The 19,913-nt window shown below is 73.9% G+C and carries 19 protein-coding genes and 1 pseudogene; 10 read left to right on the top strand and 10 right to left on the bottom strand.

Going from position 1 to position 19,913, the window contains the following annotated elements; translation table 11 throughout:
- Positions 1-10 precede the first annotated feature (10 nt).
- Together OG335_RS33865 and OG335_RS33860 are read right to left on the bottom strand one after the other, a co-directional pair.
- On the bottom strand, positions 11-604 hold the full coding sequence (locus tag OG335_RS33865; RefSeq protein WP_405014964.1) for a helix-turn-helix domain-containing protein: 594 nt from the start codon (positions 602-604) through the stop codon (positions 11-13).
- A 114-nt stretch (positions 605-718) separates the two neighbouring features.
- Positions 719-925 (bottom strand): hypothetical protein, encoded by a 207-nt coding sequence (locus OG335_RS33860; RefSeq protein ID WP_405014963.1) that lies wholly within the window; start codon positions 923-925, stop codon positions 719-721.
- Between the two features lie 408 nt (positions 926-1,333).
- Between OG335_RS33860 and OG335_RS33855 the strand changes: the two genes are divergently transcribed.
- On the top strand, positions 1,334-1,966 hold the full coding sequence (locus OG335_RS33855; RefSeq protein ID WP_405014962.1) for a hypothetical protein: 633 nt from the start codon (positions 1,334-1,336) through the stop codon (positions 1,964-1,966).
- A 147-nt stretch (positions 1,967-2,113) separates the two neighbouring features.
- On the opposite strand, the gene OG335_RS33850 is transcribed toward OG335_RS33855, so the two are convergent.
- The gene (locus OG335_RS33850) at positions 2,114-3,337 is read right to left on the bottom strand and encodes a serine hydrolase domain-containing protein (protein ID WP_405014961.1); all 1,224 of its coding nucleotides are present in this window, start codon (positions 3,335-3,337) and stop codon (positions 2,114-2,116) included.
- 359 nt (positions 3,338-3,696) lie between these two features.
- The gene (locus OG335_RS33845) at positions 3,697-3,900 is read right to left on the bottom strand and encodes a hypothetical protein (RefSeq protein WP_405014960.1); all 204 of its coding nucleotides are present in this window, start codon (positions 3,898-3,900) and stop codon (positions 3,697-3,699) included.
- Positions 3,901-4,249: 349 nt separating this feature from the next.
- On the opposite strand from OG335_RS33845, the gene OG335_RS33840 reads away from it, so the two are divergent.
- Positions 4,250-5,140 carry an aminoglycoside phosphotransferase family protein gene (locus OG335_RS33840; protein WP_405014959.1) on the top strand — a complete coding sequence of 297 codons (891 nt, stop codon included), beginning with the start codon at positions 4,250-4,252 and terminating at the stop codon, positions 5,138-5,140.
- Positions 5,141-5,486: 346 nt separating this feature from the next.
- Here OG335_RS33840 and OG335_RS33835 read toward each other — a convergent pair whose 3' ends face one another.
- Positions 5,487-6,137 (bottom strand): hypothetical protein, encoded by a 651-nt coding sequence (locus tag OG335_RS33835; RefSeq protein WP_405014958.1) that lies wholly within the window; start codon positions 6,135-6,137, stop codon positions 5,487-5,489.
- A gap of 341 nt (positions 6,138-6,478) precedes the next feature.
- Here OG335_RS33835 and OG335_RS33830 point away from each other — a divergent pair, with 341 nt between their 5' ends.
- Together OG335_RS33830 and OG335_RS33825 are read left to right on the top strand one after the other, a co-directional pair.
- On the top strand, positions 6,479-7,093 hold the full coding sequence (locus OG335_RS33830; protein ID WP_405014957.1) for an RNA polymerase sigma factor: 615 nt from the start codon (positions 6,479-6,481) through the stop codon (positions 7,091-7,093).
- Entirely contained in the window at positions 7,090-8,154 is a 1,065-nt protein-coding gene (locus tag OG335_RS33825; RefSeq protein ID WP_405014956.1) for a CU044_5270 family protein, read from the top strand. The genes OG335_RS33830 and OG335_RS33825 overlap by 4 nt, the downstream gene beginning before the upstream one ends.
- Positions 8,155-8,451: 297 nt before the next feature.
- On the opposite strand, the gene OG335_RS33820 is transcribed toward OG335_RS33825, so the two are convergent.
- Positions 8,452-9,909 carry a family 43 glycosylhydrolase gene (locus OG335_RS33820; protein WP_405014955.1) on the bottom strand — a complete coding sequence of 486 codons (1,458 nt, stop codon included), beginning with the start codon at positions 9,907-9,909 and terminating at the stop codon, positions 8,452-8,454.
- Positions 9,910-11,081: 1,172 nt separating this feature from the next.
- Between OG335_RS33820 and OG335_RS33815 the strand changes: the two genes are divergently transcribed.
- Entirely contained in the window at positions 11,082-11,786 is a 705-nt protein-coding gene (locus OG335_RS33815) for a GNAT family N-acetyltransferase (protein WP_405014954.1), read from the top strand.
- Between the two features lie 307 nt (positions 11,787-12,093).
- Here OG335_RS33815 and OG335_RS33810 read toward each other — a convergent pair whose 3' ends face one another.
- Positions 12,094-12,534 carry an SsgA family sporulation/cell division regulator gene (locus tag OG335_RS33810; protein WP_405014953.1) on the bottom strand — a complete coding sequence of 147 codons (441 nt, stop codon included), beginning with the start codon at positions 12,532-12,534 and terminating at the stop codon, positions 12,094-12,096.
- Positions 12,535-12,875: 341 nt separating this feature from the next.
- On the opposite strand from OG335_RS33810, the gene OG335_RS33805 reads away from it, so the two are divergent.
- Entirely contained in the window at positions 12,876-13,241 is a 366-nt protein-coding gene (locus tag OG335_RS33805) for a PRC-barrel domain-containing protein (protein WP_405014952.1), read from the top strand.
- A 270-nt stretch (positions 13,242-13,511) separates the two neighbouring features.
- Here the strand turns inward: OG335_RS33805 and OG335_RS33800 are convergent, their stop codons facing one another.
- The 3 genes from OG335_RS33800 to OG335_RS33790 form a co-directional block, all read right to left on the bottom strand.
- The gene (locus OG335_RS33800) at positions 13,512-13,778 is read right to left on the bottom strand and encodes a DUF4235 domain-containing protein (RefSeq protein ID WP_405014951.1); all 267 of its coding nucleotides are present in this window, start codon (positions 13,776-13,778) and stop codon (positions 13,512-13,514) included.
- Positions 13,775-14,248 carry a hypothetical protein gene (locus tag OG335_RS33795; protein WP_405014950.1) on the bottom strand — a complete coding sequence of 158 codons (474 nt, stop codon included), beginning with the start codon at positions 14,246-14,248 and terminating at the stop codon, positions 13,775-13,777. Before OG335_RS33795 ends, OG335_RS33800 begins: the two co-directional genes overlap by 4 nt.
- Before the next feature lie 210 nt (positions 14,249-14,458).
- Positions 14,459-15,334, bottom strand: a complete 876-nt coding sequence (locus OG335_RS33790) for a SigB/SigF/SigG family RNA polymerase sigma factor (protein ID WP_405015618.1) — start codon at positions 15,332-15,334, stop codon at positions 14,459-14,461.
- 547 nt (positions 15,335-15,881) lie between these two features.
- On the opposite strand from OG335_RS33790, the pseudogene OG335_RS33785 reads away from it, so the two are divergent.
- From OG335_RS33785 to OG335_RS33770, 4 genes and pseudogenes are all read left to right on the top strand, one after another.
- Positions 15,882-16,052 (top strand): annotated as a pseudogene (locus OG335_RS33785) (SpoIIE family protein phosphatase); the annotation flags it as partial.
- 138 nt (positions 16,053-16,190) lie between these two features.
- Positions 16,191-16,673 carry a (2Fe-2S)-binding protein gene (locus tag OG335_RS33780; protein ID WP_405015617.1) on the top strand — a complete coding sequence of 161 codons (483 nt, stop codon included), beginning with the start codon at positions 16,191-16,193 and terminating at the stop codon, positions 16,671-16,673.
- Positions 16,670-17,665 (top strand): FAD binding domain-containing protein, encoded by a 996-nt coding sequence (locus OG335_RS33775; protein ID WP_405014949.1) that lies wholly within the window; start codon positions 16,670-16,672, stop codon positions 17,663-17,665. Before OG335_RS33780 ends, OG335_RS33775 begins: the two co-directional genes overlap by 4 nt.
- The gene (locus tag OG335_RS33770) at positions 17,662-19,728 is read left to right on the top strand and encodes a xanthine dehydrogenase family protein molybdopterin-binding subunit (protein WP_405014948.1); all 2,067 of its coding nucleotides are present in this window, start codon (positions 17,662-17,664) and stop codon (positions 19,726-19,728) included. Before OG335_RS33775 ends, OG335_RS33770 begins: the two co-directional genes overlap by 4 nt.
- Positions 19,729-19,913: the final 185 nt, after the last annotated feature.

Below are 19,913 nucleotides of genomic sequence, written 5' to 3'. Positions count from 1 at the left end.
CCGGCTTCGGTCACCGGGGTGGGACGGCCGCCTGTCCTCCGTCCTCGCCGCGCTGGTGGCCGCGGCGGGCATCGCGGTCGAAGACGCCCAGGATCTCGCAGGGTCCCCCGTCAGCGCCGATGGCGTGCGGCAGCATGGTGGGGAACTCGGCGGCCTGGTTGGTCTCGATCCGGAAGCGGCGGTTGCCCAGCAGCAGCGTTGCGGTGCCGGACAGGACGACGAGCCATTCACGGCCCGGGTGCGCACGCAAGCGCGCGGGGTTGTCCGGCGGCGGGTCGGTCATGCGCTGGCGAATGACGGTCATGCCGGGCTGGGCCTTGATGGACCAGCGCATCTGGCCGCGGGCCGCGTCGATCGTCGGGCCGGCGACGACGTCGTCCGTGGCCGTCTCGACCAGCTGGTCGAGCGAGGTGTCCAGCGCACGGGCGAGGGTGACCAGTTGGTCGAGGGCGAGGCGGCGGTGGCCGGTCTCGATGCGGCTGAGCGTGGACGGGCTGACGTTGGCGCGGGTGGCCAGCTCCTCCAGCGACCAGCCCTGCGCAACCCTCAGGGCGCGGATCCGTTTGCGTACCAGGCTGTCCAGCTCGCCGTCACCTTGCGTCATAGGCAACATCGTATGCTCATGATGCAAGACGGGCCTACGGTCGCCACCGGGCCCGTGTCCGGGTTCCCCCGGCTTCGCGCCACCCGGTCGGGGCCTGGGCGGCACAGCGGCCGGTCAGCCCTCCGCGCCCGCCAGCAGGCCGCGCAGGGCGGTGGTGTCCGGCGCGTCGGCGACGGCTTCCTCGACCGCGTCGTCCAGGCGCTCCTCCCACGCGGGCGGCAGGGCGAGACCGGGCCGGCTCGTCCAGCAGACGTCCGGGTCGGCGAGGCCCTCACCGATCAGGTGCAGGTGGACGAGGCCCGTCAGGCCGTCCCTCAGCACGGGCCGCAGGAAGTTGCGGGCCGACGAACCCGTCAGCGCGCCGGCCGCGGCGGGCCCCTCACGGCGGCAGGAACGGCCCGCCGCACGGGCTGTGCGCGAGCCTTCCGGGCGTGCCGGGCACCTCCGACGGGAAGGGCGCGTCCGGCCGGTCCGCCGCGCGGCACGCGGGGGGCTCAAGCCTCGTGCGCGGCAACGGCCTTGCGGATCGACAGGACGTCGAGGGGCGGGACGTCGGGAGGCGGGACGTCGGCAAAGGAGTCGGCGGCGCACCTGGTCGACGGGTCACCGCAGGACGCAACGCGCTCCGCCCCCGCACTCGCGTCGGCGGCCGGTTTGAGCCGGTACCCCTGGTGGACGTGAGTACGGCTACTCATGTCCACCAGGCGTGCCGGCGTGAAGACTCGGCGCATGAACAGAATCACCGCGCCGACGGAACAGGCTGCCAGATCCCCGTACCACCCGCGGCTCGTCCTCGTGGCGGCAGTTCTGGCGGGACTGGCACTCGCCGGCTGCGGTGCCGGGAAGGCGACGACCAGCTCCCCGGGCAGCCCCGCCGACACCGCCGCGGTCCCGTCCGACGGCCCCTCCCAGGCGATGCTGGACCGGGTCGCGCTGTCCTGCCCGCCCAGTGCCCCGCCGCGGGCGGTGCCGAGCGGTCCGGCGGGGCCGCCGCCTCCCGGTTCGGTGGAGGTGCCCCCGGACGTGGAACCCGTCGCGCCCACCGCCGGTCCGGAGGTGGAACTCAACGCTCGGGACTGGTGCGCGGGCAACCTCCACGAGGAGCGCGTCACCCAGGCGCTCGGGGACCTGCCGGACCCCACCCCGGCCACGGTCAGGACGGTCCTCAACAACCTCGGTTACCTCGACGAGCGCATCCACGACCTCAAGCAGTCCGGTGCGACCACCCGGTTCTTCCTCGACCTGCGGGACAACGGCGGGCGGCTCTGCCTGGAGGGCTCGGCGGCCGGCGAGAGCACCGTCGTCGACACGTGCGTGGCCCCTGCGGCCGGTCCGTTCACGCCCGACGAGCGGAAGCGGTGAGCACCACCTCGGTGGTCACGGCTTGCGGGCATGACGGAGAGTCGGGCGTAGTCGGCGGTGGGCCGGACGATGCCGGGGCCTGCCGTGGTCCGCAGCCGACCCCGACCGGAACGCCTCCGGCCGGGACGACGACCTGTGGTGCCCCGCTCAGCCGAAGTCCGGGATGGGGTGGTCCGGGGCGAGGGCGGCGGCGATCCGCTGGGTGATCTCCTGGGCGGTGTGGCCGTCAGGGGTGTCGGGGCCCTGGGTCGTCGACACCGCGATGGCGAGGCGCTCGCACGGGAGGTAGGCCTGGGAGGCGGAGTAGCCGAAGAACAGGGGGTGCTGCACGACCCAGTCGTCCAGGACTAGCAGGCCCGCGCCGTAGTGGGTGGCTTCGGTGTTCGGGAGGCAGACCGTCTCGGGACAGGTGTCGGTCGGCCGGCCCAGCCCGACCGTCCCCGGGTTCAGGAGCTCCTGGTAGGCGGACGGGGAGAGCAGTTCGCCCGAACCGATGCCGGAGGCCGAGCGTGCCAGGTCGCAGATGTCGGTGGTCTGCACCGCGCCGGGTGCGGTGGTCCACGAGGGGTTCCAGAAGGTGGACTCCTCGTACGTCCCGCGGTCGGCGGTGAAGGCGTGCAGGACGGGTGTCGGGATGTCGGGCGTGAAGCTGTTGCGGGTCTCGTCCAGGCCGAGCGGGCCCATGATCTTCTGCTGGAGCAGGACGTCCAGCCGGGTGCCGGTGATCTTCTCCAGGGCGGCGCCGAGGAGTACGAAGTTGGCGTGCGAGTAGCTCCAGTTGGTACCCGGCTCGTACCAGAACGGCCTGCCGGTCGAGATGGCCACCAGTTCGTCGGCCGTCCACTGGCGGAACGGGTCCGCGTACACGGCGTCGGAGAAGCCGGGGCTGGTGACGTAGTCGACGAGTCCGGAGGTGGAGGCGGCGAGCATGCGCAGGGTGACCCGGTCGCCCTGCGGGAGGCCGGGCAGCCAGCGCCCGACGGTGTCGTCGAGGCCGACCTTGCCCTCGTCGACCAGCCGCAGGAGCGCCGTACCCATGTAGCTGATCGCCACGTTGCCGTTCCGGAAGTGCATGGCGGGTTCGGCCGGCACCCCCGTCATCGACTCGCCGAGCGCCGCGGTGACGACCTCGCGACCGTCGAGGGTGACCCGCAGGATCACGGACTTGAGGTCCAGCTCCGCCTTGGTCCGCTCGGCGATCCGCAGGACGTCGACGGCCGGACCGCTCGTCGGCGGACGGGAACTGACACAGGGCCGACGGTGGCCACCGTCGGCCGCCGCACCGCCCACGGCCGTGGCCGGGGTGCCGAGGGCGATGAGAGCGGTGACCGCGACGAGGCGCAGCAGTGAGGTCGGGCGGGTGGGTCTCATGCCCGCAGTATCGGCCGGGAGTGCACGGCCACCGCCCGGCGGCCACCGACCCGCACCGACAATCACCCCATCGGGCCCGCACGGTGGATCGGGGACGGCCTTCGAGGGCGTGGCCGCGGCGTCCGCGCGCGGCAGGTCCGCACACCTCCGTGTCCGGCCACGGCTGTGAACGGGCGGGCATCTCCGGAGCGGTCCTGACGGCCGGGTGGGAGCCGCGGTCGTGGCGCGGCTCGCGGAGGGCGAGGGCTGCCGTGGTCAGGTGCGCAGGTGTGTGGCGAGGTGCTCCCGCCGCAGTAGCTCGCGCCGGTCGGGCAGGGCGGCCGCCGCGGTGGTGGGCGAGTTCGGCGGTGCCGGAGCGGTCAGGCGACGCGCTGCTCTCCGTCGGCGGGGACGGCTTCGGGAAGGCCGCGTTCGGCCCGGATGTCGTCCCAGGTACGGCAGGCGTCCAGGTCGACGCCGCGGTCCGCCAGGTCGAGCAGCACGTACGCCAGGGTCGGGTCCTCCAGCGCGGCGTCCCGGGCCGTGGACCGCAGGGCCTCCGCCTCGGTCGGATCGAACACCATTCGCATCGCGTCCTCCAGAGCGCCGGGTGCCGGTGTGTCGAGGCTAGCGCAGGCAGCGCGGCGACCGGTGCGGGTTCGGATTCCCCGACCGGCACGGAGTACGCGCGCCGTCCGACGGGTCCTTCCGCGCCCGAGCGGATCCTTCCCCGCCCGACCCGCACGACGCAGCCGTCCACCGGGTTGCGAGGCGACCGAGTACGCCCCGCACGCGGGTGATCCACCGCGGCGCACGCCGGCTGCGGCGCACACGCCGACCTGCCGGGCGGCCCGCGCCTGTCCGGGCGAAGCCGGGTGGACCGGCCGTGGCGCTCGGCCTCCCACGGGCCGGGTGCGGCCGTAGGGTCCTGCCATGACCGTTCACCGGATGCCGGCCGCGGAGGTCCCCGTCTCCGTCGAGCTGGTGCGCCGTCTGCTCGACGCACAGCATCCCGATCTCGCGGACCTGCCGGTCGAGGTGCTGGCCAACGGCTGGGACAACCTCGTGTGCCGGCTCGGCGAGGAGCTACTCGTCCGGCTGCCGCGCCGCGCCCTGGCGGCCGAGCTCGTCACGCACGAACAGCGGTGGCTCCCCGAGTTGGCCGGCCGGCTGCCGCTCCCCGTGCCCGTGCCCGTACGTGTCGGGCGGCCGACCGCGCAGTACCCGTGGTCCTGGAGCGTCGTGCCGTTCCTCCCCGGCCGGATCGTGGCGCAGCGGGCGCCGGACGACCTCGGATCGACGGCCACCGTCCTCGGAGGCTTCCTGCGCGCCCTGCACACCCCGGCCCCTCCGGACGCCCCCGTCAACGCGTTCCGCGGAATCCCGCTGTCCGGACGCGCCGGGGGCGTCCTGGAGGGGCTGGCCCACGTCGCCGACGCGTCCGACCGGGCCGCCGCGCTGCGGGTCTGGGAGGCGGCAGCCGCCGCGCCCGCCTGGGACGGGCCGCCGCTGTGGTTGCACGGGGATCTGCACCCGGCCAACATCCTGGTCGACCACGGCCGGGTCAGCGCCGTGATCGACTTCGGCGACATCACCTCCGGCGATCCCGCCACCGACCTGTCCGTGGCCTGGATGCTCCTCACGGCGGAGCAGCGTGCAGCCCTGCGCCGGGCCTACGGGCAGGCCGACGACGCGACGTGGGAGCGGGCCCGCGGGTGGGCGCTGGCCCTGTCCCTGGCCTTCCTGACGCACTCGGCGGACAACCCGCTGATGCACGGCATCGGCGGGCGCACCTTCCGCGCGGCGCTGGAGCAGCCGCACTGACCCGCCCTGCTCGGCACGCCGGACGAGTACGTCTCGATCGCGCGGTCCGGGGGCGAACCGGCCACCCTGCCGACGGGACGGAGGAGTTCGACGCATCGGCGCGGATCCGGATCCGCGCAGATCCGGATCGGCGCGGTCTGCGTGAGGATCCGAGCCGGCGCCTCCACCACGGATCGGTCGCGGGCGCGGAGAGATCCTGCAGCGTCCGGGCCAGGTGTCCATGGGTGGAATCCGCGGTCGGGCCACGTGTGAAGCGCAGTTCACCCCGCCCACCCGATCCGACCGGCCCTTCGCGACACCCCACCCCACCCGGCCGGGGCCTGCCTCGACCGGAACTGCGCATCCGTCAGCGGTCCTCGGCGAGGTGACCGTAGCCGCCGGCCTCCCAGACGACGGTCCGGAACTCCCGCAGGGTCAGTGCGGTGACGGCCCGTCCTCGGACGGCGGGGAAGTGCACGGTGCCGCAGCGCAGGCAGTACCAGCCCTGGGACCACACCCGCTCGGCGGCCGGCCGCCCGGCCAGGCGCCGCCTGTGTGCGGACCGGCGCACGGCCGTGCCGACCAACAACAGGACCGCTGCCAGCAGGGCGAACCCGGAGATCCATCCGAGAAAGGCGTAGTCGGGCCTCGGCGCGTCCGCGACCGATGCGAGGTCGAACGGGTAGGTCCGCCGGTCCGTCGACACAGCGTCACCGAACCAGTGACCGGCGACGGCGCCCCCGGCGAAGGTCCCGACGGACACCACCAGGAGCGCCATTCCGGCGGCACGGCCGGCTGACGCCGGCGGCGTCGGAGCCGGCTCCAGCGCGTCGGCCAACGAGGTGGTGACCGAGCGGGTGACGGTCGTCTCCGGCTCCGCGAAGCGGGCTCTCGTCGTGATCCGCTCGCTGTCCCGTCCGGCGTGGTACGCGGCCGGAACACCCACCACCAGGTCCGTCAGCCCGCAGCTCGGGCACGGCTGCAGTACCGGTGCTCCGCCGTCTTCGATCCCTGCCATGAGCCCCCCATGAACGTGAACGTGCGCAGACGATCAGGCGCGGCCATGCTGGCAGACTGCCGGGCACCTGTGCGCGGGATCTGAGCGAACCCTGAGGATCGGTCGGGATCCGCGCTGCCGGGCGGGGCCGGAAGATGCGGCGGCGCGGGTGGATGCGCGGATGGATGCGGTCGGCGCAGGTGGCGGCGAGTACCCCGGAGCGCAGGAAGGCCGGCGGGTGGGGAGTCTGCTCACGCCGCTCGCATGCCGACGCGACCGTACGCGGGCCCGTGCACGCGCGCGGCGAGAATACCTGGGAACCGTTCCCCCGCTGCGGACACCAGACTTGCGTGGAGTCTCCCTTGCCCCGTCAGCAGGACCCGCCCGGCGACCGGCGGGCATTCGCCGCGCTGTTCGACGAGCACGCCCGGACGGTGTTCGCGCATGCCGCCAGATCCACCGGCGACCGGCATGTCGCGGACGACGTCGTGTCCTTGACGTTCCTGGAGGCGTGGCGGCTGCGCGACAAGTTGCGCGGCGAGGTGCTGAACCCGCGGGCGTGGCTGCTGGGCATCGCCACCAACGTGCTGCGCAACACCGCGCGAGCGGCCCGCCGGCACCGCGCGGCGATGGCCCGCATGCCGGTCCGCGCGTCGGTACCGGACTTCGCCGACGAGGTGGTCGGCAGGATCACCGACGCCGACACGGCCGCCGCCGCACTGCGCGCGCTCGGGCAACTCCGGCGCGGCGAGCGCGAGGTGTTCACGCTGGTGGTGTGGTCGGGCCTGGGCTACGCGGAGGCCGCACAGGCTCTCGGAATCCCGGTCGGCACGGTCCGGTCCCGGTTGTCCCGGGCACGGGAGAAGCTCCACCGAAGCGTCGAGGCCGAGGGAACCACGGGCCGCCACCCCGTGGAACCGCGGCGCGGCCGCGGACACCACCTCGATGACAGCCGTCTGTCCGGGAGGCAGCCGTGAACACCGCACGTGGGCCCCTTGAGGGGCGGGACGAGCAGGGCGAGCGCCGGGAACTGGCGCGGCTGCTGCCGCCACCGCCCCACCCGGAGATGGCAGCGGAGTCGTTGAAGGAGTTCCTGTTGAACGAGATCGACCTGCACCCCCGTGCCCGAACCCCCGCCACCACCCTCCCGCTCGTCTCCGCCGATGCTCCCGCTCCCGTGCGATCCGTGCGGCGGTGGCCGCGCCTGACCGTGGTGACCGCGGTCGCCACCGCCGTGGCCGTCGCCGTGGTGGTGAGCGTCCACAGTGGTGGCGGGCCCGCGGAGCAGGCGCCACCGGCCACGGCGGCCTCCGTCCGGCTCCTGGACCGCATCGCCCGGGCGGCCTACGTCCGGCCGCAGACGGCGGTCCGCGACACCCAGTACTCCTACGTCAGGACAGTCGGCCACAGCACGTCACTGAGCGAGGCCGGCGGCGGCACGATGCGGCGCGCCACCACCACCGAGGACATCGAAGAGTGGGTCGCCGTCGACGGCGGCCGGCCCGGCCTGCAGCGCGGCGCCGGCGGCGATCGGGCGATCCCCGCGCCCGGCGGCGGATCGCTCAACTCACCCACTCACAAGCTCCTTTCCGCCCTGCCTACGGACCCTGAGGCGCTGCTGCGGCAGATCTACGCCGACGCGGACCTCAACCACGGCACAGGCTCCGGTTCCACCACCGGCCCCGACCAGGAGGCCTTCACCGCCATCGGCGACCTGCTGCGCAGCTCGGTCGCACCGCCCGGGGTCAGCGCCGCGCTCTACCGTGCCGCCGGGCGCATCCCCGGGGTGGTGACCGTCGCCGACGCGGTGGACGCAACCGGACGGCACGGAGTCGCAGTCGCCCGCGTGCACAACGGCGAGCGCTCCGAGTGGATCTTCGACAGGCAGACCCTGCGCCTCCTCGGCGAGCGCACCGTCCTGCTCGCGGACGGCCCTTGGGGCGCGGCGGGCGACGAGGTGACCTCCGTCGCCGTCGTCGCCCGCGGCATCACCGACGCGCCCGGACAGACCCCTGCGGAGGGATCGGACAACACGTAGCGACTCCGGCACCGATGGCGGGCCGCTCCATCGATCCGACCTGACCTAATCCGACCCGACCCGCCAGCGCCCACCGGCGCCCACCGGTACCCACCGGCGGAAGGGCGTGAGCCGCTTCCGCCGATGGGCACCGTCACCCCTACGGGTCGCCGCTCACCGTCGTCCCCCGGGCGGCGTGCGACACACCTCCCGGCGACGACTTCGTTGCACGGCAACGCAGTTCGTCCGACGCTGCCTGTCCGGCCCTGCGCCGCGCCACCGGAACGGGGGAAGCACGGCCCGGGACGGACACCGCCGTCAGGAGAGCTGCCACTGCTGGGTGGCCAGGCCGTTGCAGGTCCACTGCCGCACTTCGGAGCCGGGAGTGGTCGCCCAGTTGTAGTCGTCGAGGCACAGGCCGCTGGTGCGGTTCTTCAGGGTGGAGTAGCCGTTGCCGAGTGCGGTGACCTGCCACTGCTGCGGGGCGAGGCCGTTGCAGGTCCACTGCTGGACGGGGGAGCCGGCCGCGGTGGCCCAGTCCTTGTCGTCCAGGCACAGACCGCTGTGGCTGTTGCTGAGTTGGTAGTACCCGTCCGCGACGGGGGTGAGGTACCAGTCCTGCACGGCCGCGTCGTTGCAGGTCCACTGGCGCACCTCGGCACCCGGGGTGGTCACCCAGTTGTAGTCGTCCAGGCAGAGGTTGCTGTACTGGCTGCGGACCCCGACGGGGGTTCCGGCCTCGCCCGAGGGCGCGGCCAGGACGGTGGAGGTCGAGACCGGCGTGCCCAGGTCGGGTGTTCCGTCCGCGTTCCAGGAGATCTTCTGGACGCGGGTGGTGCGGGTGGTGCCACAGCCCTGGGAGGCCGAGGAGTTGGCGTGGTAGGCGATCCAGGTCTCGGTGCCGTCGGGCGAGGTGAAGAACGAGTGGTGCCCCGGCGCGAACACCCCGGCCGCGTCGTTGCGCTGGAAGATCGGGTTCGCGGTCTTCGTCCAGGAGGCCGCGGCCAGGGGGTCACCGCCTCCGTAGGTGAGCATGCCCAGCTTGTAGTTGGGGCCGTTGCAGTGGCTGGCCGAATAGGTGATGAAGGTACGGCCGTTGTGCTGGAGGGCGAACGGGCCTTCGTTGACGGCGCCGTCCTGGAGCTCCCAGGCCAGCTTGGGTGCGGAGATCCTCGTTCCGTAGGCGCCGGCCGTCCACGGGTTGGTGAGCGGTGCGATGTAGAGCGACTGCAGGCCGTCGCTCGCCGCGAACGCCGAGAACATCATGTAGTTGGCGCCGTTGAGCTTGAGCACCGCGGCGTCGATGGCCCAGCCGTTGTCGGGCATGAGGTTGAGGATCCCGCGATCCGTGTAGGGACCGAGCGGATCGGTCCCGGAGCTCTCGGAGACGTGCGTGCGCCGCGCGCCACCGGCCTGCTCGACGGAGTAGTACAGGTACCACTTGTTGCCGAGCATCTCCAGGTGCGGGGCCCACATGGCTGTTCCGCCGGTGTGGACGACGACCTGCTCGGCAGCGCCGCGCAGCCCGGAGATCGTCGTGGCCCGGCGCATGACGACGTCGGAGGACCAGGTGGTGGCGACGTAGTAGTAATAGCCGTTGTAGTACAGCAGGGTGGGGTCAGCGCTGTTGGGAGTGTCGACGACCGGGTTGGTGAAGGTCGGCCCCGGGGCCGCCGACGCCGGCGAGGGGTTGACAACGACGATCATGAACAGACTCACCAGGAGCGCCGAGAGCACGGCGGTTGCTCTCCGCGCGAAGGTGTGAGGGGGGTTCATCGGCATGGGGGCTCCTCGGGGTGGACTGCCGGAGAGGGTGCGGTTCAGGACGGACGCGGCGTCGGCATGGAGGCGGCGTCCTCCCGGCTTACGGGTACGGCCGGCCGCGGAACCCACAACAGGGCTCTCTGCGGAGGGAAATCGAGTCGTCCCGGATGGTCGACGCAGCCGGACAATGCCTTTCGATTGCCCGTGTTACGCCAGGTGCACGCACGTCACGCATTCCCGGAACGTGAGCAGCGGGCGACGCCGAGCACGGACGTGAACAACGCATGCGCACCAGTGGAACCGGCCGATTGCGCGGACCGCCGGACGGGCGGGAAAGCCTGGCCGGCGACACCGTCACGACGACACGGCAAACCGCCACCGGGAAGTGGCGATCCGGACCGCATTCGACGCATCGGACCGGCGGACGGCGCCGTCGACACGGCGCCCGCGGCCTGCCGGGGAGGCCGTCGACGGGCCCCCGAGGCAAAGCAGCGCTCGGCATCATTGCACGTCAGGCTCCTGAGAGGTGATGTTAGCGCTAACAATTCTGCTGCGCCGATCGAACGGGTTCAGTACTCGAGTGGCCACGACGCTAAACCGCCGGAGCGGAACGCACAAGAGATTCTTCAAACTCTCCTGAAAGAGGCCTGCACACCCGGTCGTTCGGAACAGCCGAGCACTCGTCAGAACTCCCGTACATGGCGGACGGCGGTCACGCTTTCCGGAGGTGCGCAATGCCCCGGCACAACGGCACTGCGGCGCACGAATGTCGGTCCGTCCGAGGGCGCACACCGGCGCCCCCAACCGGCACGTCGTGCCGACCGAGGTGCGCGATCTCGACGCAGCGCCGCCCCTTCGGTCCCCAACTCGCCCTCGACACGGGCCCCATCGCTCCCGTCCCGAACCGCTGCTCCGGCCGCGGCACACCCGACGGACCGTCAGGGACATGCAACGCCGCCCGGCAGCCGGCCTTCAGGACCTACGCTGCGCAGCGCCGCCGACTGGTCCGGGCGGCAGGCACGGTGGGCGCGGAGCGGGCATTTGCCATGGTCAGCGGATTCGCCCAGCCTGTCCCCGAGTCGGTCGCTCGTTACACTGCCGTCGCCGGTCCGAGGACGGACCGGCACCGAGCGGCATCGCGCCGGTCGACCGGCTTCCCTGTACGACGCGAGAGGTACAGCACGATGATGAACCGCGACGCGGTCGCGCTCGACGACCCGGTGGGTGAGTCGCTCCGCGGTCATCACGCCCATCTCGCCCGCCGCATCGGCCGAGCCGCCACGTACGTTCCGGAGGTCGCGACCTTCTCCGCGGTCTCCGCCGACCCGGATGCGGCGGAGTGGGCCGATCTCGCACGGCTGCTCGGGCCGGGTGGATTCGCCGACATGTTCAGCTGCCCGGCGATCCCGCCGTCGGACTGGGAGCCGGTCTTCGTCCTCGAAGGCCGCCAGATGATCCGGCCCGCCGACAGCCGGACCGACCGCCTTCGGGCCGAACCCGGCCGGGGCGTGGTCGAGTTGCACGCGGAGGATGTGCCCGAGATGCTCGACCTCGTCGCGCGGGCCCAACCCGGGCCGTTCTGGCCGCGCACCCGGGAGCTCGGCGCCTACCTCGGCATCCGCGACAACGGCACGCTGGTGGCGATGGCGGGCGAGCGGCTCCGGCCTCCGGGATGGACGGAGATCAGCGCCGTCTGCACCGCTCCCGAGGCACGCGGGCGGGGCCACGCCGCAACCCTGGTCGATGCGCTCGTCGCGCGCATCGCCTCCCGGGACGAAAGGCCCTTCCTGCACGCGGCCGAGGCGAACACCCGCGCGATCGCCCTGTACGAGCGGCTCGGCTTCGAGACCCGGCGGCATGTGACCTTCCGCGGGTTCCGCACGCCGTGACGGCCTCCGGCTCGCGGATCGGGTGCGCGGCGCCGTTCGCCGTCTCGGACCTGAGCCGTCTCGGACCTGAGCCGTCCCGGGCGTCAGCCATCTCGGGCGTCAGCCATCTCGGGCGTCAGCCATCTCGGGCGTCAGGCCTCTCAGGCCTTAGCCGTCTCGGACCGTCAGCCGTCTCGGACCGCGCGCCCGAGGGCTGACCCGCGAGGGATCCGTGAGGGCGTCCGGCCGGTGGTCCCTGGACCGACCTGCGACGGGCCGACCTGCGACGGGCCGCCGCCGGCCCGGGCCGGCCAGGCGGGCGGTGTCGTCACGTGGGATTCTCGGCGGACGGCTCCACGAAGAGGGTCGAGATGTCGTCGGGAACGGTGATCCAGGCGGCCTCCGACCCGGCGGCCACGCGTACGTACGTGGCGCGCAGGAAGGCGCGCAGGGCGCGGGTGCTCGCGTGGACGACCGCCACGCCGTGGGTGCCCGCGAAGCTCAGTTCGGTCAGCGCGGGGGTGAGCGGGCGGACGGTCACGTCGCCGGTGCCGCAGCGCCGGGTCAGTCCGACCGTGAGCAGTTCCCGTCCCATGACCCAGGTGACGGAGCCGTCGCGGGAGCCGCCCTCGTCTGCCGTGCCGGAGTCGAGGAAGGCGAGGCGTACGGCGTAGGGGTCGTCGGTCTCGTAGCGCATGAGCATCGTCATGTCGCCGGCCGCCGGGCCGGTGAGGTGAACGGTCGACTCGTGCTCGACGGCGTCGCGCATGGAACTCCTCTGTTCGGGCATGTCGGCGCGCCGTCTGCCCGCCTCGCGTCGCCGCATGCGGCCGACCGGCCCCGATGTCATCCGAACGGCCGAATAGCGCCCCCGCCAACGGCCCTGACCGTGCATCAGGCGGTCGGCGCGACGGCCGACCGCACTCGCACCAGCGACCCCGCACCCGAGCGCAGGTCCGGCGCACGGAGCGTGGCGCGTGCGTGCCGCGGCAGGCTCTCCCTGGGACGGCGGCGGACGTGTGGGCCGCCGGGACCGGGGCAGCCGAGGTGGCAGAGAGCGCGTCGCGCCGGGAGCGGCCCGCGCCCGCCGAACCACACAAGGGAGGCACCATGAGCGGCATCGAGATCTGGGAGTTCCGCGTCACGTCCGGCCACGTGTCCGGCACCGACCTGGTCGGCTTCCACGTCGAGGCCACCGACGGCCACATCGGGAGGGTCGACCGGCTGTCGGAGGTCACCGGCTCGCAGTACCTGGTGGTCGACACCGGCCCGTGGATCTTCGGCAAGCACGTCCTGCTCCCCGCCGGCACCGTCGTGCGGGTCGAGCAGGACGACAAGAAGGTCTACGTCGACCGCACCAAGGACGAGATCAGGAGCAGCCCGGAGTACGACATCGACAAGCACGACCCCGTCGACAGCGTGTACCGGGACGCGTACGCGAGCTACTACGGCCCGTACTACGGCGGTCGCATCTGACCCGGACGCCGACCGGACGCCGAGCGCGAGCGGGCCGCCACCGATCCGGTGGCGGCCCGCAGCCGTACGCCGCAGGCGGTCGGGGTGCCGGGGCCAGGTGTCCCCCGGCTGGGCCTCGGCTGCGCCCGCCGCGTGTCCGGCGGGGCCGCGACCCCGGTGCTCGACCGCCGGACGGCAGGGCGACGCGACCCGACCGCTCGGTCGTGCTCCTCGGGGGAGCCGGCCGAGCGGTCGGGGGACGGCGGGAAGGGCCCAGGCGGTGGAAGGGGCTCAGGCGGGCCAGGTGCCGGTGAGGCGACGGGTGGTGACCGCGCCGCCCCGGTCCACGGCGGCCTTCACGGTGCCGAAGATCGCGCCCTGCAGCGCGGCCGCCACCAGGATCTCCGGCCACGTCCGGTGCTCGTCGGTGGCATCGGGCGCGTCGTCGTCGTGGCCGAGCACCTTCCAGGCCTGCCGGAAGAGCGCACCTGCCAGGAGTCCGGCGGACGCACCCAGCACCAGGCCGACCGGCCTGTAGGCGATCTTCGCGACCTTCACCGGCGCCCTCCGAGCAGGCCGCGGAGCATCACGGCCGTGAGGACGGCGGCCGCGGCGGCCACCAGCAGCGGTGCACGGTTGGCGCGGGCGGCCGTCATGGCGCGGCCTGCCTGCACGCGCAGCTGCGGCGGGGTGCGGTCAGCGGCGAGGTGCCCGACGTGCGCCGCGGTGCCGCGGGCCTGGGCCGTCACCTGTCCGGCGCGGTCCAGGACGTCCTTCGGGGTGTGGTCCCGGACGGTGTGGACGGCGTGGGTGACCGTGTCGCGCACGGCCTCGGCGGCGTGCACGGCCGCTTCCTGTGCCTCGTTCTTCATGGCTGTCACCTTTCGCCGGTCGTGGTCCGGGATCGCAGTCCCGTCGGTCAGGTCGTCCATCGTGCGGCCGAGTTCCTCGCGGGTGCGGTCGGCCTGGGTACCGAGCTCGTCCAGGGACGGTGCGGACGTGTCGTTGCCGGGTATCCCCGTCGTCATGGCCTGCTCCTCTCGTCCGTATCGCCGGAGTCGGCCCTCCCGCGGTCGCGGGACCGGCCGAACATCCGTCACCCGGCGGCTACCCCCGACCGCGCCGCCCATCCGTGCCGGTGTCGACCCGGCTCCCGGCACCGGTGCCGGAGCGTCGGGCGCCAGGAGGGCATCCGAAGGGCCCGCACGACCCCGCACGAGCCCGCACGGGGGCGCCGGTCAGTCGGCCAGCAGGCCCGTGCGCAGGTGCTTGAGGATGCGGGTGAGGATGCGGGAGACCTGCATCTGGGAGACGCCGAGCTGCTCGCCGATCTGGCTCTGGGTCATCTCGGCGCCGAAGCGCATCGAGAGCACGGCACGGTCGCGCTCCGGCAGGGCGGCGACGAGGGGCTTGAGGGTCTCCAGGTGGAGCACCGCCTCGAAGCCCTTCTCCTCGACCGCGTGGCGGGCGCCGAGGACGGCGGCGGGCTCCTCCCCGTCGGTGGGGATGTCGAGGGACTGCGCCGCGTAGGCGTTGGAGGCCTTCATGCCCTCGATCACCTCGCGCTCCTCTAGGCCGAGGTGCGCGGCGAGTTCGGCGGGGGTGGGCCGGCGGTCGAGCAGCTGCTCCAGCTCGTCGGAGGCCCTGGCCAGGGCCAGGCGGAGTTCCTGCATGCCGCGGGGCACGTGCACCATCCAGGAGGTGTCGCGGAAGAACCGCTTCATCTCGCCGATGATGGTGGGCAGGGCGAAGGTGGTGAACTCGACCTCACGGGCGGGGTCGAACCGGTCGATCGCCTTGATCAGACCGATCGTGCCGACCTGGAGGATGTCCTCCATCGGCTCGCTGCGACTCGCGAAGCGCCGCGCGGCGAACCGCACCAGCGTCGCGTTGAGCTCGACCAGCGTGCCCCGCACGTACGAGTACTCACTGCTCCCCTCCTCCAGCGAACCCAGCCGCACCAGCAGGTCCCGCGACAACTCCTTCGCATCCGCCGGCGCCACCGCACCCGGGGCCTCGATCCGCGCCGCCGGAACGGCCGCGGGGGCTGCCGCCCCGAGGTCGGTGAGGTCGGTGAGCTCGTGAGCCGGTGCCGTGCCCTGCAGGACTGCCATGCTCATGGTTCTCCTCCGGTCGCGGACCCGGCGGGAATGCCGTGCCCGCACGGCCGCTGCCCTCGATCCCGCAGGGCATGCGCCGCTCCCGAAAAGTCGTCCGGTATCGGATGATTTGTCAGACCCAGGAGGGACAGCAGGGAGCAGGCCCGCATTCCGATCCGCCGATCCGCCCCTCTGCCCCTCTGCCCCTCCGCCCCTCCGCCCCTCCGATCCGCCGCCAGGATCCGACGCACCGTCTCCTCGCGACCGTTTCCCCCGCAGCGGCGCCCCCATGCACGTCCACCGGCGGTCCGAGCGACCGTCCGCGCCGCCCGGCGGCACCGTCACCGGGCGGGTTCAGGTCCGTCCGGCTGACCCGGGGTGCCCGGATCCTGCATTTCGGCTGAGCTGGGGGGATGGCGCAACGACCACCACCGCTCGGGGAGGGTGAGGTGCTGCTGGAGCAGTTCCTCACCACAGGCCGCACGCTCGACCCGGCCGACGTGCCGGGCATCGCGGAGCGCTGCACCCGGTCGCTCGGCATCGGCAGGAGCACCGTGACGGTGTGGTGGAGGCGAGGGGCGCGGCGCGCCAGTTGTTCGGGCTGGAGCGGTTCGCCGACTTCGTCATCCGCGCGACCGCGGCCGGCGAACCGGCACCGGAGGCGCTGCGGCGGCTGATCCACGACCTGCTCGGGCAGCAGGACAGCCGGCTCACCGACGACGCGACGATCATGACGATCGAATGGCAGCCGCCCCCGCCGGACCCGCCCGCACCGGGCCGCGTCACGAGCGACGGGACACGACGCATCGGCACGGGACGACCCAGCACGACACGCCACGACACGCGACGACACAGGACGAGAGGCACGCGCATGATCGCCACGACCGAGACCGGGGTGACGCTGGAGGTGAACGGCGCCCGCCGGGATCTCCGGCTCGACAACCGCTGCACCCTGCTGGACGTGCTCCGCGAGCAGCTCGCGCTGACCGGTGCGAAGAAGGGCTGCAACCACGGCCAGTGCGGGGCGTGCACGGTGCTGCTCGACGGCCGGCGGGTGAACAGCTGCCTGGTCCTCGCCGTCACCGCCGACGGCTGCTCCGTGACCACCGTCGAGGGCCTCGCGGCCGGCGGTGACCTGCACCCGCTGCAGCAGGCGTTCCTCGACCACGACGCCTTCCAGTGCGGGTTCTGCACGCCCGGTCAGCTGTGCTCCGCGGTCGGCCTGCTCGCGGAGGCGGAGGCCGCCGGCGAGGTGCTGGACGGGCCTGCGGTGCGGGAACGGATGAGCGGCAACCTCTGCCGCTGCGGCGCCTATCCGCACATCGTCCGGGCCGTCGTGGAGGCCGCGTCGTGAGGGCGTTCGGCTATCTGCGGCCCACCGGCCCGGCGGAGGCCGTCCAGTTGCTCGCCGGCGGCCAGGACGCACGTTACCTGGCCGGCGGCACGAACCTGGTCGACCTCATGAAGCTGGGGGTGGAACGGCCGCGTCTGCTCGTCGACCTGGGCCGGCTGCCGCTCGGCGGCATCGCCCCGGCCGACGGCGGCGGGCTCCGGATCGGCGCCCTGGTGCCCAATGCCGACCTGGCGGCCGACCCGCTGGTGCGGGCGGCGTACCCGGTGCTGTCGGAGGCGGTGCTCGCCGGGGCGTCCGGGCAGCTGCGCAACCGGGCGACCACCGCCGGCAACCTGCTGCAGCGCACCCGCTGCCTGTACTTCCAGGACACCGCCAAGCCGTGCAACAAGCGCCGGCCCGGCTCCGGCTGCCCGGCCCGCGAGGGCGTGCACCGCGACCTCGCGGTGCTGGGCGGCTCCGAGCACTGCATCGCCACGCATCCGTCCGACCTCGCGGTGGCGCTCGCCGCGCTGGGTGCCGTCGTGGAGCTGCTCGGCCCGGACGGTGCGCGCACCCTGCCCGTCACGGACCTGCACCGGCTGCCGGGCGACCGGCCGGAGGAGGAGCACCGGCTGCTGCCGGGCGAGCTGATCACCGCCGTGGTCCTGCCGCCGCCGGTGCCGGACGCGGTGTCCGCCTACCGGAAGGTCCGCGACCGCGCCTCGTTCGCCTTCGCGCTCGCCTCGGTCGCGGGCGTCCTGGCGGTGCGCGCGGGCCGGGTGACCCACGTGTCGCTGGCGCTCGGCGGTGTCGCGCCGAAGCCGTGGCGCGCCCGGACCGCCGAGCGGCGGCTGGTGGGCGGCCCCGCCGACGAGGCGTCCTTCGCCGCTGCCGTGGAGGCCGAACTCGCCGCTGCCCGCCCGCTGCGCGACAACGCGTACAAGGTGCCGCTGGCCCGCAACCTGGCCGTCCGGCTGCTGTGCACCCTCGCGGAGACGGGGGAGGTCCGATGAGCGGCCCGGAGCGCGTGGAGGGCCGCGACAAGGTCACCGGCAGCGCCCGCTACGCCGACGACCGCCGGCCGCCCGGCTGCGTGTACGCCTGCCCGGTGCCCGCCACCGTCGCCCGCGGCGCGGTCACCGCGGTCGACGGCGCGGCGGCCCTCGCCGACCCGCAGGTCCTCACCGTGCTGACCCACCTGGACGCGCCGCGCCTCGCGCACGCCGACGATCCGACGCTGGCGGTGCTGCAGTCGGCCCGCGTCGCCCACCGCGGGCAGTACGTGGCGCTCGCCGTCGCCACGACCCTGGAGGCCGCCGAGCAGGCCGCCGCCGCGGTGCGGGTGACGTACGCGGCGGAGCCGCACGACGTGGTGCTGACCGAGGGGCACCCCGGCGTCTACGCGCCCGAGCAGGCCAACGGCGGTCACCCGGCGGACCGCGTGCGGGGCGACTTCGACGCCGCGTGGGCCGCCGCCGAGGTGCGGGTCGACGCCACCTACCGGACGCCGCCGCTGCACAACCATCCGATGGAGCCGCACGCCGCGACCGCCTGGTGGGAGGGCGACCGCCTCACCGTGCACGACTCCAGCCAGGGCACCGCGGAGGTGCAGCGGGTCCTGGCCGCGCTGTTCGGCCTGGGGCGGTCGCAGGTCCTGGCGGTGAGCGAGCACGTCGGCGGCGGATTCGGCTGCAAGGGCACGCCCCGGCCGCACGTGGTGCTGGCCGCGATGGCGGCACGGGTGGTGGGACGGCCGGTGCGGCTCGCCCTGCCGCGCGCGCACCTCGCCGCCGTGGTGGGCCACCGTGCGCCGACCGTCCAGCGGGTGCGGCTGGCGGCAGGAGGCGACGGGCGGATCGCGGGGCTGGCCCAGGAGATCCTGACCCGTTGCTCGACGCTGAAGGAGTTCGTGGAGCAGGCCGCGGTGCCGGCCCGTGTGATGTACCGCTCCCCCGCCTCGCGGACCACGCACCGGGTGGTGCGGCAGGACGTGCCGGCGCCGTCGTGGATGCGGGCGCCGGGCGAGGCCCCCGGCATGTTCGCGCTGGAGTCCGCGATGGACGAGCTGGCCCTGGCCTGCGACGTCGACCCGGTGGAGCTGCGGCTGCGCAACGAACCCGGCACCGAACCCGACAGCGGCCTGCCGTTCTCCAGCCGGCACCTGGCGGAGTGCCTGCGCGAGGGCGCCCGCCGCTTCGGCTGGGAGCGGCGCGGCCCGGCGGGCCACGCCGAGGGCCGGCTGCTGATCGGCACCGGCGTCGCCGCCTCCACCTACCCCGTGCTGATCGGACCGGCCTCCGCCGAGGTCCGGGCGGACGCGGACGGCACCTTCGTGGTGCGGGTCAACGCCACCGACATCGGGACGGGTGCCCGCACGGTGCTCGCGGTGATCGCCGCCGAGGTGCTGGCCGTGCCCGTCGACCGGGTCCGGGCCGAGATCGGGCGCAGCGACCTGCCGTACGGCGGCGTGGCGGGCGGGTCCAGCGGCACCTCGTCGTGGGGGTGGGCGGTGCACGCGGCGGCGTCCGCGCTGGCGCGGCGGCTCGCGGAGGGCGGGCCGGTGCCCGCGGAGGGCCTGTCGGCGGGCGCCGACACCCGGGAGCTCGTCGGGCAGGGTACGGAGTACGCCCGGCACGCGTTCGGCGCGCAGTTCGCGGAGGTGCAGGTCGACCGGGACACCGGCGAGGTGCGGCTGCGGCGGCTGCTCGGGGTCTTCGCGGCGGGACGGATCCTGAACCCGCGCACGGCCCGGTCGCAGTTGCTCGGCGGCATGGTGATGGGTGCGTCGATGGCGCTGCTGGAGGAGTCGGCCATGGACCCGGAGTTCGGCGACCACGCGGAGCGCGACCTCGCCGCGTACCACGTGGCGGTGAACGCGGACGTGCCGGACGTGCAGGCGTACTGGGTCGAGGAACACGACCCGCACGTCAGCCCGATGGGCTCGAAGGGCATCGGCGAGATCGGCATCGTCGGCACGGCCGCGGCCGTCGCCAACGCGGTGCACCACGCGACGGGCGTGCGGGTGCGGGAGCTGCCGATCGGTGTCCGGGCCCTGCTGGGGCGGACGGGAGGGTGAGACCCGTCCACGCGCCGGGGGCGAGCGGCGGCGGCCGCGTCCCGCGGGTGAATCCGGCGGCTCCCGGCTCATGGGCACAGCCCGGGCGGGCAGGCGCCCCCGCGACACCACCGGTCCCCGACCCGTCGGCACACCCCCGGCACGCCCCCTCGACACACCCCCGACGCCCCCCGGCACGTCCCCTC

Source organism: Kitasatospora sp. NBC_01539, assembly GCF_045040525.1.
Lineage (GTDB): Bacteria > Actinomycetota > Actinomycetes > Streptomycetales > Streptomycetaceae > Kitasatospora.
The sequence above is the reverse complement of the archived record's forward strand: the minus strand, read 5'-3'. Positions and strand labels throughout refer to the sequence as shown.

Excerpts from the sequence above, each read along its gene's own strand:
- OG335_RS33865 (WP_405014964.1), bottom strand. The coding sequence starts at position 604 with ATGACGCAAGGTGACGGCGAGCTGGACAGCCTGGTACGCAAACGGATC.
- OG335_RS33805 (WP_405014952.1), top strand. The coding sequence starts at position 12,876 with ATGAGCGGCATCGAGATCTGGGAGTTCCGCGTCACGTCCGGCCACGTG.
- OG335_RS33770 (WP_405014948.1), top strand. The coding sequence starts at position 17,662 with ATGAGCGGCCCGGAGCGCGTGGAGGGCCGCGACAAGGTCACCGGCAGC.
- OG335_RS33795 (WP_405014950.1), bottom strand. The coding sequence starts at position 14,248 with ATGACGACGGGGATACCCGGCAACGACACGTCCGCACCGTCCCTGGAC.
- OG335_RS33845 (WP_405014960.1), bottom strand. The coding sequence starts at position 3,900 with ATGGTGTTCGATCCGACCGAGGCGGAGGCCCTGCGGTCCACGGCCCGG.
- OG335_RS33850 (WP_405014961.1), bottom strand. The coding sequence starts at position 3,337 with ATGAGACCCACCCGCCCGACCTCACTGCTGCGCCTCGTCGCGGTCACC.
- OG335_RS33840 (WP_405014959.1), top strand. The coding sequence starts at position 4,250 with ATGACCGTTCACCGGATGCCGGCCGCGGAGGTCCCCGTCTCCGTCGAG.
- OG335_RS33780 (WP_405015617.1), top strand. The coding sequence starts at position 16,191 with ATGATCGCCACGACCGAGACCGGGGTGACGCTGGAGGTGAACGGCGCC.
- OG335_RS33815 (WP_405014954.1), top strand. The coding sequence starts at position 11,082 with ATGATGAACCGCGACGCGGTCGCGCTCGACGACCCGGTGGGTGAGTCG.
- OG335_RS33835 (WP_405014958.1), bottom strand. The coding sequence starts at position 6,137 with ATGGCAGGGATCGAAGACGGCGGAGCACCGGTACTGCAGCCGTGCCCG.
- OG335_RS33810 (WP_405014953.1), bottom strand. The coding sequence starts at position 12,534 with ATGCGCGACGCCGTCGAGCACGAGTCGACCGTTCACCTCACCGGCCCG.
- OG335_RS33855 (WP_405014962.1), top strand. The coding sequence starts at position 1,334 with ATGAACAGAATCACCGCGCCGACGGAACAGGCTGCCAGATCCCCGTAC.
- OG335_RS33790 (WP_405015618.1), bottom strand. The coding sequence starts at position 15,334 with ATGGCAGTCCTGCAGGGCACGGCACCGGCTCACGAGCTCACCGACCTC.
- OG335_RS33820 (WP_405014955.1), bottom strand. The coding sequence starts at position 9,909 with ATGAACCCCCCTCACACCTTCGCGCGGAGAGCAACCGCCGTGCTCTCG.